Origin of the sequence: Nonomuraea sp. KM90, assembly GCF_052246675.1 — a bacterium.
Taxonomy (GTDB): Bacteria; Actinomycetota; Actinomycetes; order Streptosporangiales; family Streptosporangiaceae; genus Nonomuraea.
In genome coordinates this window covers 17,159-32,062 of the sequence record NZ_JBQQCB010000064.1, presented here as the reverse complement: position 1 = coordinate 32,062, position 14,904 = coordinate 17,159, and the positions used below count along the sequence as shown (strand labels likewise).

Genomic DNA, 14,904 nt, shown 5'->3' with positions numbered 1-14,904 from the left:
ACCAGCTACCCGAGACACTCCGTTCGACGCCGGCCACCCAGGGCCGCGGCGCCCCTCACGCGAACAACCGCAGCGCCAGATGCAGCAACCGCGCGTTCTCCGAGCTGAGGACGCCCTCCGCCGCGCGGGCCAGCTCCTCCACCTCGGCGCGCCACCCGGCCGGGAGCCGCGCGGGCGGGGCCGTCGAGCTCCGGCACCACCGGACCAGGTCGTCGCGGGCCCGCCCCCTCAGCTTCTCGTCCGGGTCCCGTACCAGCAGGAGGTCCGCCCTGACCCGGCTCCAGGGGTCCCGGTGGACGAGCAGGCGGTACGCGGCCCGGCGGACGTGCAGGGGGTGGCCGGTGCCGAGCAGTGCCCACAGGCGCTCGGCGGCCACGCCGGGACCCGAGGCCTGCACGGCGGCCACGACGTTCCTGACCACCACCGGGGCCGGGTCCTCCAGCAGGGCCGTCACGTCGGCACGCGACCCCAGGCGGCGCAGCGTGCGTACCGCCTCCGCGCGCACGCGCGACCGCGGATCCCGCAGGTACGGCAGGACGAGGGCGTCGTCGGCCCGCGTGCCGCAGTCGCCGAGCCCGGCCAGCAGCCCGCGCGTCGCCCCGCCCGCCTTGATGCGTTGGCGGTAGAGCTCGGCGGGTTCGCCACCGGCCCGCCGCACGGCCCACTGCGCGGTCAGCCGCATCATGCCGGCGTTGTCGCCCAGGAACCGCGGCCCGTGCTCCGGGTGGCCGAGCTGTACGAGAGCGGTCAGCGCCGCGATGCGGCCCTGCGCGGTGGCGTCGTCCAGGATCTCCACCGCGTGCTCGGGCCGTTCCTCCGCGACCGCCCGCGCGGCCAGGGCCTGGGCGCACCGCGTGCGTGAGACCTGGTCGGGCTCGTGCAGCGCCGCCGCGACCAGCCGCTCGTGATCCAGTCGGCCGGCCTGGACCAACACGTCGTACGCGAACCGCCGCGCGCGGGAGTCCGGGCTCCCGAGCACGAGGTCGAGGGTCTCCTGGCCGGCCCGCATGAGGGCGTCACGGACCTGCTCCAGGGCCGGACGGCCGCGGACACGCTCGCCCATGCGAACGGCCACCGGCACCGCGATCGGCAGCGCGACCGGTAGCGCAGCCGCGTCCGCGAGCACCTCGCCCAGGACGCGCAGCGCCCTGTCACGTACCGGATCGACCCAGTCGGTGGTCCTGACCAGCAGCAGGGGCAGCAGCCCGGCCTCGGAGCGCATGGCGGGATGCGCCATCGCCCGTGCCCGCTCGCGCCCGTTCCAGCCGCAGGCCGCCAGCGCGACGGCAAGCGGGGTGGCCGGTTCCGGCGCGACGGCGGCCGGTGCCGCGTGGGACCGGCAGTCGAGCGGGGGCGGCGGGGACTGCCGGCGCACCGCCAGGTCCAGATCGATCCAGGCCAGTGGATCGACCGCCGCCAGCACGTCCATGGCCCGCGCGGCCGGCTCCGCGTCCGCGGCGAGGGCGTACAGGCCGATGGCCAGCTGGTCCAGGCCACTGTGCCGCCCACGACCGGTCGCGGTGACCAGCCGATGGATGGAGTCCACGATCTGCTCCACGGGCGGATCCACGGGCTGATCCACGGGCGGCTCGCCGTGCCGCAGGAAGTGCTCCTTGATCCATGTCACGCCGACATCGTCGCACCCGAAAGGGTGATGTTTCCTGCCAATATCCGCGGCGGGGACCCCCGATGCCGAGGGTCCCCGCCGTCTCGTCCTACGCCGGAGTGCAGGTAAGAGTGGTGGGTGAGGTGTGGGTGCCGGTGTAGCTGCCGTTGAAGCCGAACGACGCCGTGGCGCCGACCGCCAGGTTGCCGTTGTAGCCGGCGTTCGCGGCCGTCACGTCGGCCCCCGTCTGGGTCTGGGTGGCGCTCCAGATCTGGCTGATCTTCTGGTCACCCGCCCAGCTCCACGTCACCTTCCAGCCGGTGATCGCGGACGTGCCGGTGTTCCTGACCGACACCTCCGCCTGGAAGCCGCCCGGCCAGGTGTTGCCCGCCTTGTACGTCGCCGTGCAACCGGTGCCCGTGGTGGGCGTGACCGTGGGCGTGACCGTGGGGGTCACGGTGGGGGTGACCGTGGGGGTCACGGTCGGGGTCACGGTCGGGGTCACGGTGACGGGCGGGCCGGTGCGGTCGCCGTAGATGATGCCGCGGCCGTTGGTGCCCAGGTAGACGCGGCCGTACACGCGCGGGTCGCCCGTCAGGGCCTCGCCCATGTTGCCCCACTGGTGCTTGTCGTCGTTGATGCGCGACCAGCTCGACCCGCCGTCGTCGGAGCGGTACAGGCCCGTGACGCCGTCGATCGTGGCGACCGCGAAGACCGCCATGTACGTCCCGCCGGGCGCCGCCTTGCCGAAGCCGACGTTGACCGCGTTCGTGACGGCCGCCAGCTTCGTGAACGAGGTGCCGCTGTTCGTCGAGTGCCACATGCCGCCCTCGCCCGCGACCCAGAGGTCACCCTCGACGCCGGGCACGGCCTTGACCTTGCCGTTCGCGGGCAGGCCGGTCGCCGCGGCGGCGGTGAACGTGGCCCCGCCGTTCGTGCTGACGTACAGGCGGCCGCCGCTGAGGCCGTAGAACTTCATCGGGTTGACCCGGTCCGACTCCACGATCGCCCCCGTCGGCAGGCCCGACGCCTGCTGCCAGGAGTTGCCGTAGCCGATCGAGTAGACCGGGGCGACGCCCTTGGGGGCCCAGACGAAGCGGGAGCCGTCGGCCGCCGCCGCTACCGTGCCGCCCTCGTTGACGCCGCCCGGCTCCGTGCCCTGGAACCAGTTGGCGCCGCCGTCCGTGGAGAAGGCCACGTGGCTGTCGTTGGGGCGGTCGGCGTCGGTGAAGTTGCCCGCCCTGACCATGATCGAGGGTGCCTTCTCCGCGTAGTCCAGGCTGGTGGTGGAGGTGAAGACAGGCGCCGTGAACATCATCGGCGGTACGGCGTCCAGGTTCGTGTGCCGGAACCCGGCGATGTCACCCAGGCCGCTGACCAGGGGCGCGCCGCTCGGCGGGCTGATCAGGTCGAGGACCGCCGTCTCCTCAAGGCCCTTGGCCATCGGCTTGATGGTGAACTGCCCGCCCGAGTCCCAGAGCGCCAGGTTCTCGGTGCCGTAGATCGTGGCTCCGGTGCCGTACATCATCCTGTTGGAGTCGAACGGGTCGATCTCCAGGGACTCGGTCATCCAGCCCAGCTTGGGCGTGACCTCGGGCGGCTGCGGGTTGGTGCCGAAGGTCAGCCAGGGGTTCTCGGCGATGTCCATCTTGTAGCGGAACGAGCGGTTGGGGTACGACGTCCAGTCCCACACGCGGGTCCACGTGGCGCCGGAGTCGGTGGAGCGGAAGAAGATGACGTCCGGCCACCACGAGATCTGCGTGGCCACCATGATCGTGCCCGGGTTCTGCCGGTCGATGGTCAGGCCGCTGTAGCCGAAGTAGTCGTCGGCGCTGGAGGACGGGACTGGGCTGATCTGGGTCCAGACGCCGGTCGCGGTGGCGTAGCGCCACACGTCGCCCTTGGCCCCGTCGTACGGCCCGCCGGTGTCGCTCGTGGCGAGGTAGAGGTAGCCGTTGACGGTGTCGAGCACGCCCTTGTGGGCGAGGTAACCGGTGGGCTGGCCGGCCAGCCGCGACCAGGTGGCGCCCCCGTCCGTGGTGCGGTAGACGGTGTTCTCCTTGTCGGCGACGCCCACGTAGATGGTCCTGGTGGCGGTGCCCGCGGTGGACGAGCGCTTGTCGTAGGTCACCCAGACCACGCCCGGCCGGTGGCTCAGGTAGCCGTTGGGGTCGCTGGGGTCCTGGGCGTAGTTCCCGGCGTTGGGGAACGCGGTCACCTTCGACCAGGTCGCGCCGTAGTCGGTGCTGCGCCACAGGCCGTTGCCGTTGGGGGCGCCGAAGTACAGGACGCGGTTGTCGTTCGGGTCCACCGAGAGGGCCTCGCCCATGCCGCGGCCGGGCATGTTGCCGCCCAGCTTGAACGGCAGCGCCGTGACCTGCCAGGTGTCGCCCTTGTCCGTCGAGCGCAGGATGGCGCCGTTGTTGGGGTCCCAGCTGTTGGTGTACATGCCGACGGCGGCGTACACGCGGTTGGTCTGCACGGGGTCGGTGGCCAGGCTGATCACGCCGTTGTAGCCCCACTTGTCCCAGCCGACCCAGTCGAGCAGCGGGGTCCAGGACCTGGTGGACTGGTTCCACCGGTACGCGCCGCCGATGTCGGTGCGGGCGTAGACGAGGTTGCGTTCCGTCGGGTTGAAGATGATGCCGGGTACGAAGCCCCCGCCGTCGATCCGGACGTTCTTGTACGCGTACGGATCCGAGGCGACCGCCGCTACCGGCGACATCCGCACGACGGCCGCCACCAGCAGGACGGCGGCGGTCGTGAGCATGACGAATAATCTTCTTCGCATGCGCGGCTCTTCCTTTCCAGGCACGCCGAGAGGCGCCCCAAAGGCGTCAGATGACCGCCATGCACGAGCAGAATGCAGGACCCTGACCGTCGCCGCGCCTTCGCGCATGAGCTTTCCACCAGAAGGCTCACACACGTGCGCGGCGGAGGTCAATAGTTTGGATAGACAACGAATTAACCAGGCCCAGGAGGCACGATGACGACATTCCCCGACTACCGCGTCGACGGGAAGATCGCGCTGGTCACAGGCGCTGCGCGGGGTCTCGGGCGGGCGATCTCGCTGGCGCTGGCCAACGCCGGAGCGGACGTCGCGCTGGGCCTTCGGGACGCCGGGGCGGACGGCGGGCCGGCGGACGAGATCCGGGCGCTGGGCCGCGTGGCGCTGCCCCTGCAGATGGACATGACCGCCCCCGGGCAGATCGCCGAGGCGGTCCGGCAGGTCGTGGACCGGTTCGGCCGGATCGACCTCCTGGTCAACAACGCGGGCATCGCCCCCGGCAACCCGGCCGAGGACGTGACCGAGGACGACTTCGACCGGACCCTGCAGGTGAACCTGAAGGGCACCTTCCTGGCCAGCCAGGCGGCGGGCCGGGTCATGATCGGCCAGGGGTACGGCCGGATCGTGAACGTCGGCTCGCAGGCCGGCGAGGTGGCCCTGCCCGGCGAGTCCATCTATTGCATGACAAAGGCCGCCATCGCGCACCTCACCCGCTGCCTCGCCGTCGAATGGGGCCCCCACGGCATCACCGTGAACAACGTGGCCCCCACCTTCATCCGCACCCCGGGCACCGCGCCGGCCCTGTCCGACCCGGCGTTCGAGGCGGACGTGATCGAGCGGATCGCGGCGCTGCACCGCATCGGCGAGCCCATGGACGTCGCGGGCGCCGTGCTCTTCCTGGCCTCGCCGGCCGCTTCGCTGGTCACGGGGCACACGCTCGTCATCGACGGCGGCTGGACGGTCCGATGACGAGGGAGCTGGTGTTCGAGGACACCTTCGACGGCGACCGGATCGACGAGTCGAAGTGGATCGCCCGCTACCTGCCGCAGTGGACCACCCGCGACCGCTCGGCCGCCCGCCACCGGCTCGGCGACGGCCTGCTCCGGCTGCGCATCGAGGAGAACCAGCCGCCGTGGTGCCCGGACCTGGAGGGCGAACTGCGGGTCTCCTCCCTGCAGACGGGCGTGTACGCCGGCCCGGTCGGCAGCCGCGTCGGCCAGCACGGTCGCGGCCCGGACGCCGTCGTCCGCGAGGCCCAGACGCCCGCCAGGCTCTACACCCCCCGGTACGGCCTGATCGAGATGCGGGCCAGGGCGACCGACGACCCGCACAGCATGGTCGCGCTCTGGATGATCGGCTACGAGGACGTGCCCGAGCGGTCGGCGGAGATCTGCATCGCGGAGATCTTCGGCCGCGACGTCCGGCCCGGCTCCGCGCGGATCGGCATGGGCGTGCACCCCTTCGCCGACCCGCGCATCACCGACGACTTCACGGTGGAGACGCTGCCCATCGACGCCCGGGAGTTCCACGTGTACGCCGCCGACTGGACCCCGGACCACGTCTCCTTCTTCGTGGACGGCGACCTCGTCAGGACGGTCCACCAGTCGCCGGACTATCCGATGCAGCTCATGCTCAACATCTACGAGTTCGAACCGCACGGCCCGTACCCCAAGGAGTTCACCGTCGACTACGTGCGCGGTTACCGATAGCCGCCCAGAGCGCGACCCCGATGTAGAGCGCCTGCTCGGGGATCCGCTGCCACAGCGGTGAGGCGAGCTCGGAACCGGCCGCGACGGCGTGGACGTTCGCCGGCAGCAGGAGCACGAACAACACCGCCAGGGCCACCCCCGCCGCCCTGCGGGTGCTTTCGAGCACGAGCCCCGCGGCCCCGGCCAGCTCCAGCACGCCGGACGCGTACACCATGAAGGCCGGGAACGGCACGAACGGCGGCACTATCGCCACCATGTCGGCGTGGTTCGGCATGAACGTCACGCCGGCCGGGACGAAGTGGGCGCTGGCGGTCACGACGAGCATGACCGCCAGCCCGTGGGCCGCGCTCACCCGCCACGTGCCGAACCGGCCGACACCGAGCACCCCCAGCAGCCGGAACGCCACCGTGGCGACCAGCAACACGATTACCACCATGAGACCCTCCATCGATAGCGTCACTATCCAACAACATTAGATACCACTGCTATCCAAAAAGGGCAAGCGAACGGCGGCCACGAGATCGTGGCCGCCGTCCGTCAGGGTGAGCTCACCGGGCGAGCGCGAAGTCCCTGATCCGCAGGTCGCCCTTGAACACCAGGTAGAGGCCGCCGGTGCCGGCCTTCACCGTCGCGCTCGCGGTGCCGTACTGGTAGATCCCGCCGGTGGCGGGCACCGGCACGGTCGCGAGCAGCGTGCCGGTCGGCGAGCCGCGGCGCACCTCGAACGAACCGCCGCTCACCGAGGACACCGCGGCCGTCAGGCGCGAGCCCCAGGAGGCGCCGGTGTACGACACCCAGTCGCCGGCCGAGCCCTCGACGACCTCGCCGCCCGCCTTGCTCTCGTCGGCGAAGGCGACGCCCGAGTAGCCGTCGAAGTCCATCGCCCGGGTCGTCCTGGCCAGGTCGCGCACGGGGATGGTCTCGCCGGGCACGCGCAGGGTCGTGGCCTGGCGGATCCGGTCGGAGGCGGAGCCGACGAGGACGTCGTGGGTGGCGTTCTCGACCGCCCACTTGTTCCGGGTGTGGTCCCAGACGGCCAGGTCCGGCTTCTTCAGGGTGAACGTCACCGTGCGCGTCTCGCCCGGGTTCAGCGTCACCCGCTGGAAGCCGCGCAACTGCTTGACCGGCTGCGTGAAACGGGACTCGCGCTGGTGGGTGTAGAGCTGGACCACCTCGTCGCCCCTGGCCCTGCCGGTGTTGGTGACCTTCACGCTCACCTTGTCGCCCTGGACCCTGAGCCCCTGGTAACCGAAGGAGGTGTAGCTCAGCCCGTGCCCGAAGGCGTAGAGCGGCTTGTCCTCGCCGTACAGGTACGTCATCCCGGTCCTGGTCAGGTCGTAGTCCAGGATGCTGGGCAGTTCGTCGGTCGCCGGCCAGGTCTGGGTGAGCCGGCCGCCCGGGTTGACGTCGCCGAAGAGCACGTCGGCGACGGCGTGCCCGGTCTCGGCGCCCGCGTGCGTGGTCCACAGCAGCGTCGGCGCGTCCACGATGACCGGGTAGCTGGTCTCCAGGACGACGACCGTCTTCGGGTTGGCCTTGCGCACGGCCTCGATCAGCCGCCGCTGGCCCTCGCCGAGCCGCAGGTTCTCGCGGTCGTGGAACTCGCGCCCGGCCACGAACGGGTGGCTGCCCACCACCACGACCGCGACCTCGGCCTTGGCGGCCTGCGCGGCGGCCTCGGCGACGCCGTCGGAGACGACCTCCTTGCCGAACTCGGCGGCCTGCGCCTTGGGCACCAGGCCGAGCGTGCCGTCGGTGACGCCCACGTACGCGTCGGGCAGGGCGAACCAGCCCTCGACCGTCTCGTAGCCGGCGTACTTGATCAGGTAGTTGCCGCCGGCCTGCTTCTCCAGCGCGAACTGCTGCGAGACGTACCAGCCGTCGGGCTCGGCGTCGTCGGTGTCGAGCGAGCGCCAGTCACCGCCGAGCAGCCTGCCGTTGCCCGCGTTGCGCAGCGTGGAGACGCCGCCGGTCCAGTCCGTCAGGTCCCACTGCGAGGCCGCGGTGGGCGCGGTGTCGGTGAGCGCCGCGTTGTCGTTCGGGCCGGTGCCGGTGGCGGTGATGTACCTGCCGGAGTCCAGGTGCTTGAGCGCGATCCGCTCCAGACCCTCCCCGGTGGTGACGGCGCCGACGCGCTCCTTGATCCCGTCGAGCGGCGTCACCTTGTACGGCATCTCGCCGGAGTACCAGTCGCGGTAGAGCTTGGCCGACAGCGGCCCGACCACGGCCGCCGACCGCGGCCCGGCCAGCGGCAGCACCTCGGAGTTCCGCAGCAGCACGGCCGCCTTCCCGGCGGTCTCCCGGTTGAGCCGCTTGTTGGCCGCGCTGTTGATCACATCCGCGCCGATCTTCTTGTACGGCCCGCCGTCCGGGTCGAAGTGCCCCAGCCGGGTGCGGATGGACAGCACGCTGCGCACCGACTTGTCCACGTCCGCCACGGTGATGCGGCCCTGGTCGAGCGCGGCCTTGAGGTTCGTGACCATCGGGCCGATGTCGCTGTTGTCGATGGTGAAGCTGTCGAGCCCGGCCTTGAGCACCGCGGCGAACGCCTCGGGCTTGTTGTCGTAGTACCGCTCCAGGTCGGTGAGCGCGTGCGGCCCCCACGCGTCGCTGGGGTTGTAGAGCGTCTTGTCCGTCCACGACCTGACCACGTCGTTCAGGTCCGGGTTGACGTGGTTGGGCCGCCCGTTGACCAGGTTGTACGACGCCATGACCCCGGTCGCGGCGTCGGCCGAGACGGCCGCCTTGAAGGCCGGCTCGTAGTACTCGTGCTTGAGCTTCGGCGTCAGGTTGGAGGAGGTCAGGCTGCGGTTGGTCTCGTTGTTGTAGGCCAGGTAGTGCTTCAGGACGGGCGCGGTCTTCAGGTAGAAGGGGTCGTCACCCTGCAGCCCCTTGCCGTACGCCGTCGAGATGGCCCCGGTCAGCAGCGGGTCCTCCGAGTAGCCCTCCTCGTTCCGGCCCGCCCGCGGGTCGCGCAGCAGGTCGACCACCGGCGCCCACACCTGCAGGCCCCACAGGACGGGATCGGCGGCGTTGTAGCCGCGCGTCTCGTCGCCCACGGCCGAGCCGACCTTCCTGATCAGCTCGGGGTCCCAGGTGCTGGCCAGGCCCACCGCCTGCGGGAACACGGTGCCGCTGGCGAACTTCTGGTTCCAGTTGTCGTTGAGGTGGTTGGACCAGGCGACACCGTGCAGGGCCTCGGTGCCGTTCTTGTGGTAGGCGATGCCCAGGCGCGGGATCGCCGGCTGCGACTGGTGCAGCAGGCTCAGCTTCTCGTCCAGCGTGAGCCGGCCGAGCAGGTCGCTGACGCGCTGCTCCAGCGGCAGGCTCGGGTCCTGGAACGGGTGGGTCTCGGCCGCCTGGGCGGGCGGCACGGCCAGCATCGAGGCCGCGAGGGCGACGGTCGCTAATAACGGGATTTTTCGCATTATTGGGGGTTCTCCATCACTTGATGGCGCCGACCGTCACACCTCGGGTCAGCGTCCGCTGGAAGATCAGGAAGAAGGCGATCGCCGGTACGACGCCGAGCAGGGCCGAGGCGCTGGACATGGTGGCGTCCATGTACTTCTCGCCCTGCAGGACACCGAGCGCGACGGGCACCGTCTGGGTGTCGTTGGAGATCAGGAAGATCAGCGGCAGGAAGAACTCGTTCCAGGTCCAGATGAAGAAGAAGATCAGCAGCACGTTGATCGTCGGCCGGCTGATCGGCACCACGATCCGCCACAACGACCGCAGCCGCCCCGCGCCGTCGATCGCCGCCGCCTCCAGGATCTCCTTCGGGAACTGGCCCAGGACCGCGCTCAGCAGGTACGTGCCGAACGCCGCCTGGATGGCGGTCATGACGATGATCACCGCGAGCTGGGTGTCGTAGAGGCCCACGGCCTTGGCCAGGTAGTACAGCGGATAGGCCAGCGCCTCCTGCGGCAGCGTGTTGGCCACCAGGAACAGCACCAGGATCCACAGCCGGCCCTTCACCCGGCCGATGCCCAGCGCGTACGCGTTGAGCACGGACAGCACGACCGCCAGCACCGCGACGGACGCGCTGATGACGAAGCTGTTCCAGAGCTTGGTGCCGAACTCCACCCGGTTCCAGAAGTCGACGATCCCCTGGAGGTGGAGCCCGTCGGGCAGGCTCAGCGGCCCCTGCGAGCTGTACTCGGCCGGCGACTTGATCGCGTTCATCCCCACGATCAGGAACGGGAAGATCATCACGACCGCGAGCACGACCAGCGCGAGCAGCACGGCCCAGCGTCCGGGCCCTCTCATGACTCACGCTCCTGGACGCGCAGGAACAGGAACGTCACCACGATGATGATCAGCGCCAGCACCGTGGCGATCGCGGAGCCGTACCCGACGTTGCTCTTCTGGAAGAAGTTCAGGTACGAGAAGTACGACGGCACCATCGTCGCGTTGCCGGGCCCTCCGCGGGTCAGCACGAAGATCGGCCCGAACACCTTCAGCGCGGCGATCGTGCACGTCAGCAGCACCACGAAGATCTCCGGCCGGATCTGCGGGATCGTGATGTGCCAGAACTTGCGCCACCACGAGGCCCCGTCGATCTCGGCGGCCTCGTAGTAGGACGGGTCCACGCGCTGCAACCCGGCCATGAAGATCACGACCGGGTAGCCGAGCTGGAACCAGACCATGATCCCCATGACCGTGGCCAGCGCCAGGTCGGGGTCGCCGAGCCAGTCGAGGTCCAGCCCGAAGATCTGGTTGACGGCGCCGTACGACGGGTGCAGCATCCACCCCCACACCACGCCCGCCACCGCCACCGGCAGGACCTGCGGAAGGTAGTACATCGCGCGCAGCGCGGAGGCCGTGCGCGTCCCGAACCGCTTGCCGATGTAGTCGAACAGCGCGGCCGCCAGCACGAGGCCGATCGCGGTCGGCACGACGGCCATGGCCACGATCAGCCCCACGTTGTGCTGGAACGACTGCCAGAACCGCTCGTCCGCCAGCAGCCGGGTGTAGTTGTCGAGCCCGATCCAGCGCGGCGTGCCCACCCCCGACCAGCGGGTGAAGCTGGCGCCGACGTTCATCAGGAACGGCACGACGATGACGGCCAGGAACAGCAGCAGGCTGGGGATCAGGTAGAGCCAGTACCCCCGCCTGCCGCTCGTGCGCACTCTCATCTAGTTGCCAATGTCGGCGAGGTTGTCCTCGTACGGCTTGGCCAGCTCGTCCAGCACCTGGGCGGAGGTCTTGCTGCCGTTGATGAGCTCCTGGACCCCGGCCACCATCACGTCGTAGTAGCCGGGCGCCGGCCAGTCGGGGTAGAAGGCCAGGCCGTCGGAGGTGGTCAGCTTGTTGAAGGTCTCGATGAGCTCCTTGCTCTTCGCGTCGGTGATCGCGGCCGGGTCGGCGGCCACGGGGACGCCCCCGGAGTTGCCGAGCAGGTTCTGGATGTCCTTGCTCATCGTGATGTCGATGAAGTCGTAGGCCAGGTCCTTGTTCTCCGACTTCTCGGGGACCACCCAGAGGTTGCCGCTCGAACCGGGCGACATCGTGGCGCCGGGGAACAGGAAGTGCCCCCATTCGAAGTCCTTGATCTCGGAGGCGAAGCGGCCGTACCACCAGCTTCCGCTGATCACGATGGGGAACTTGCCGTTCATGAACGCCACGCCCATGTCCTCGGCCTTGAGCCCGGCGGAGTTCTTGGCGATGTAGCCCTTCTTCACCCAGTCGGCCAACGTGTCGGCGCCGTAGGTGAACTCGGGGCCGTGGAAGTCGACCTTGCCCTTGTAGGACTGGAACGCCTCCAGCCACGGCTTCTGCGCCTTGGTCAGCGCGAGCTGGTAGAAGATCTGCTGCGCCGGGTACTCGGCGCCGGCGTTCGAGACGGGGGTCACCCCGGCCTTGACGAAGGTGTCCAGCGCGGCGGTGAACTCCTCGTACGTGGTCGGGACCGCGACCTTGTGCTTGTCGAACAGCTCCTTGTTGTAATAGACCATCACGAACTCGCCGTAGTTGGGCACGCCGAACCACTTGCCGGTGCCCATCACGCCCCGGTCGTCATATCTGGCGGTGGTCTGCAGGCCGCCGGGCAGCAGCTTGTCCCAGCCGCGCTTGGTGACCTGCTCGCTCAGGTCCGTCAGCAGGCCCTGCTTGGACAGCAGCCCGGACGTGGCGTTGCCCTTGTTGTACTCCATGATGTCGGGCGCCTCGTCGGAGTTGAGCACCATGCTGGCCGTCTTCTGGATCTGTTCGAAGCCCTTCTCCTCGAACTCGACGGTCACGTTCGGGTGCGACGCCTCGAACTTCTTGATCGCCTCGGCCCACGCCTTGCCCATGGCGCTGTCGGCCGACTCGTAGTGCCAGAGTTTCAGCACGCGGGGCTGGGTTCCACTCGGGCTGGGGGTGTCCGAGCCTCCGCCCGAGCCGCAGGCCGACAGGGCGAGCGCGGCGGCGGCCAGCACCGCGGCACCTCTCAGTTTGACCATGATCCCTCCAGGGGGTGTTACGAGATGACGGTCCGCACGGGAGCTCCGGTCGCCGGGACGATCTCGACCCCGGTGACCCGCTTCGGGCCGGTGACGACGACGCGCAGCTCGTCGCCGTCCCTGGTGGCGACGGCGACCGTCACGCCGTCCGCGTCGTGGATTTCGGCAGTGTGGGTGCCGGGGCCGTCGCCGCCCCCGAAGGCGACGAGGGTGATCTCGGCCGGCACGTCCACCGTGTCGCCCTGCTCTTGGACAGGGATGAGCGCGCCGTACCGGACGAACAGCGGGATCTGGTCGAGCGGCTTGCTGACCCGGACGTAGCGGGCGCCGTCCAGCACCTCGCCCGTCCAGTGGTCCACCCACCGGCCGCGCGGCAGGTACACCTGCCGGGTGCCCTCCGGCGCGGTCATGGGGGCGACGAGCAGGTCGCGGCCGAGCAGGTACTGCAGGTCGGCCTGCCAGGCCACCGGATCGTCCGGATGGTCCACGCACAGCGCGCGCATCATCGGCGCGCCGGTGCGCGCGGCCTCGACGGCCGCCGAGTAGATGTAGGGCATCAGCCGGTAACGCAACTTCAGCGCCGCCACGGCCTCCGCCTCGACCTCCGGGAACTCCCACGGCTCGCGGGTCGTGGTGCCGTGCAGCCGCAGCAGCGGCGACAGGGCGCCGAACTGGGCCCAGCGGACGTACAGGTCGTCGGTCGGGCGGCCGGTGAAGCCGCCGGCGTCGTGGCTCCAGAACGGCACGCCGGACAGGCCGTGCGCGAGCCCGCCCCGGATCGTGCTGCCCATGGCGGCGTAGCTGGTGTAGGTGTCGCCGCCCCACTGGGCGCTGTGCCGCTGGCCGCCCAGGTACGACGAGCGCGCCCACACCAGCTCGTGCCCGTTGACCTCGCGGGTGACGCCGGCGACGACGTCGTTGAACAGCAGGGTGTAGACGTTGTGCAGGTCGGTGCCGGTCATGCCGTTGAACGCCACCGCGTCGCTGGGCACGCCCTCGGCGAAGTCGGTCTTGAACGCGGCCACGCCCTGGCGCAGGAGCGGGCGCAGCAGGTCCTTGAACCACTCGACGGCCGCCGGGTTCGTGAGGTCCACGATGCCGCAGGCGGGGAAGGAGCCGTGCCAGCAGTCGGCGACGTACGGGGCTCCGTCCTGGTTCTTCAGGAAATATCCGGCTTCGGCGGCCTCGCGGAATGTCGGGCTGAGGTGGGAAATATAGGGATTCATCCAGAGGCAGACCTTGAACCCCATCCCCTCCAGCTCGGCCAGCATGCCGGCCGGGTCCGGGAAGTTCTCCGGGTCCCACCTGAGGTCCGACCAGTGGCCGTCGGTCTGCCAGTAGGTGTCCAGGTGCAGCACGTCGCACGGGATGCCGCGCTCCCTGATCGTGCGCGCCCGGGCCAGCACCCGCTCCTGGCTGTCCACGCGGAACCCCGAGGAGATCCAGGTCCCGAACGCCCACTTGGGCGGCAGCGAGGGCCGGCAGGTCAGCAGGTCGTAACGGTCCAGAACCTCGGACGGCGTCGGCCCGGCGATCACGTAGTAGTCCATCACGTCGTCGGGCACCACGATCTGCACGACGCTGTGCGTGGACTGGCACATGTCGAACTCCATGGGCGCCCCGCTGTCGACCAGCACGCCGTACCCGTGGCTGGACACGTACAGGGGCACGTTCTTGTACGCCCGCTGCGACTCGGCCCCGAAGGCGTCGAAGTTCCACATGACCGGCCGCTGGCCGCGCTTGTCCAGCCGGGTGAACGACTCGCCGAACCCGGCGAACGCCTCGTCGGGCGCGGCGGCGAAGCTCTCGTGATAGGCCACGGGCGTACCCCCGGCACTGGAGCGCCCGAACGGCAGCGTACGCAGGCGGCCGCTGATGTCGGTGTGCCCGCGGTCCTGCTCGACCAGCGTGGCCCCGGCCGCGTCGGTGAAGCGCAGGTGCCACGGCGCCAAGGTGATCTCGGCCCGCAACGACCCGGCGTCGAGCACGATCGGCTCACCCGGCTCCGCCACGGCACGTGCCCCTGAGTACGTGCCGGGCGTCACCAGCGAGATCGCGCCCTCGGAGCGCGGCCGGGCGGTGGCGTCCTCGGACAACCGCACCCGGATCACGCCCTCGCCCGCCGCACCGACCTGGACGACCAGCGTCTCCTCCGCCGAGGTCACCGCCTTCAGCATCACCTCGGCACCGTCGGCCGCGACCAGCTCGGCGGCGGTGACCGCCGACAGGCCGGTCTCGCCGCGCGTGCGGACCGGCAACTCGGGCGGGTCCGCGACGAAGTACTCGTGCGCGACCAAGGGTGGGCGATAGGGCATGGAAGCTCCTTCAAACACGGCGCAAACTCGTGAATTAGTTTGC

10 protein-coding genes are annotated in these 14,904 nt (G+C 70.2%); 2 read left to right on the top strand and 8 right to left on the bottom strand.

Annotated features, from left to right (window positions below; genetic code table 11):
* Positions 1-55: 55 nt before the first annotated feature.
* Complete coding sequence (locus ACTWPW_RS40160) at positions 56-1,627, bottom strand: HEAT repeat domain-containing protein (protein ID WP_443171751.1); 1,572 nt, start codon at positions 1,625-1,627, stop codon at positions 56-58.
* Between the two features lie 88 nt (positions 1,628-1,715).
* Positions 1,716-4,397 (bottom strand): cellulose binding domain-containing protein, encoded by a 2,682-nt coding sequence (locus ACTWPW_RS40155; RefSeq protein ID WP_443171750.1) that lies wholly within the window; start codon positions 4,395-4,397, stop codon positions 1,716-1,718.
* Positions 4,398-4,592: 195 nt separating this feature from the next.
* On the opposite strand from ACTWPW_RS40155, the gene ACTWPW_RS40150 reads away from it, so the two are divergent.
* Both ACTWPW_RS40150 and ACTWPW_RS40145 read left to right on the top strand, forming a co-directional pair.
* Positions 4,593-5,363, top strand: coding sequence for an SDR family NAD(P)-dependent oxidoreductase (locus ACTWPW_RS40150; protein ID WP_375116235.1), 771 nt, complete (start codon positions 4,593-4,595; stop codon positions 5,361-5,363).
* Entirely contained in the window at positions 5,360-6,103 is a 744-nt protein-coding gene (locus ACTWPW_RS40145; protein WP_443171749.1) for a glycoside hydrolase family 16 protein, read from the top strand. Before ACTWPW_RS40150 ends, ACTWPW_RS40145 begins: the two co-directional genes overlap by 4 nt.
* On the opposite strand, the gene ACTWPW_RS40140 is transcribed toward ACTWPW_RS40145, so the two are convergent.
* The 6 genes from ACTWPW_RS40140 to ACTWPW_RS40115 all read right to left on the bottom strand — a co-directional run bounded on the left by ACTWPW_RS40140 (position 6,072) and on the right by ACTWPW_RS40115 (position 14,861).
* Complete coding sequence (locus ACTWPW_RS40140; protein ID WP_375116233.1) at positions 6,072-6,539, bottom strand: DoxX family protein; 468 nt, start codon at positions 6,537-6,539, stop codon at positions 6,072-6,074. The two genes, ACTWPW_RS40145 and ACTWPW_RS40140, sit on opposite strands and share 32 nt — an antisense overlap.
* A gap of 112 nt (positions 6,540-6,651) precedes the next feature.
* Positions 6,652-9,531: a glycoside hydrolase family 3 C-terminal domain-containing protein gene (locus ACTWPW_RS40135; protein ID WP_443171748.1), complete on the bottom strand. Its 2,880-nt coding sequence runs from the start codon at positions 9,529-9,531 to the stop codon at positions 6,652-6,654.
* Between the two features lie 16 nt (positions 9,532-9,547).
* A complete protein-coding gene (locus ACTWPW_RS40130) occupies positions 9,548-10,369 on the bottom strand; it encodes a carbohydrate ABC transporter permease (RefSeq protein WP_375116231.1) in 822 nt (273 codons plus the stop codon).
* Positions 10,366-11,238, bottom strand: coding sequence for a carbohydrate ABC transporter permease (locus tag ACTWPW_RS40125; protein ID WP_364112566.1), 873 nt, complete (start codon positions 11,236-11,238; stop codon positions 10,366-10,368). Before ACTWPW_RS40125 ends, ACTWPW_RS40130 begins: the two co-directional genes overlap by 4 nt.
* The gene (locus ACTWPW_RS40120) at positions 11,239-12,546 is read right to left on the bottom strand and encodes an ABC transporter substrate-binding protein (protein ID WP_375116230.1); all 1,308 of its coding nucleotides are present in this window, start codon (positions 12,544-12,546) and stop codon (positions 11,239-11,241) included. It abuts the gene before it with no gap.
* Between the two features lie 17 nt (positions 12,547-12,563).
* Positions 12,564-14,861: a TIM-barrel domain-containing protein gene (locus ACTWPW_RS40115; protein ID WP_443171747.1), complete on the bottom strand. Its 2,298-nt coding sequence runs from the start codon at positions 14,859-14,861 to the stop codon at positions 12,564-12,566.
* Between the last annotated feature and the right edge of the window lie 43 nt (positions 14,862-14,904).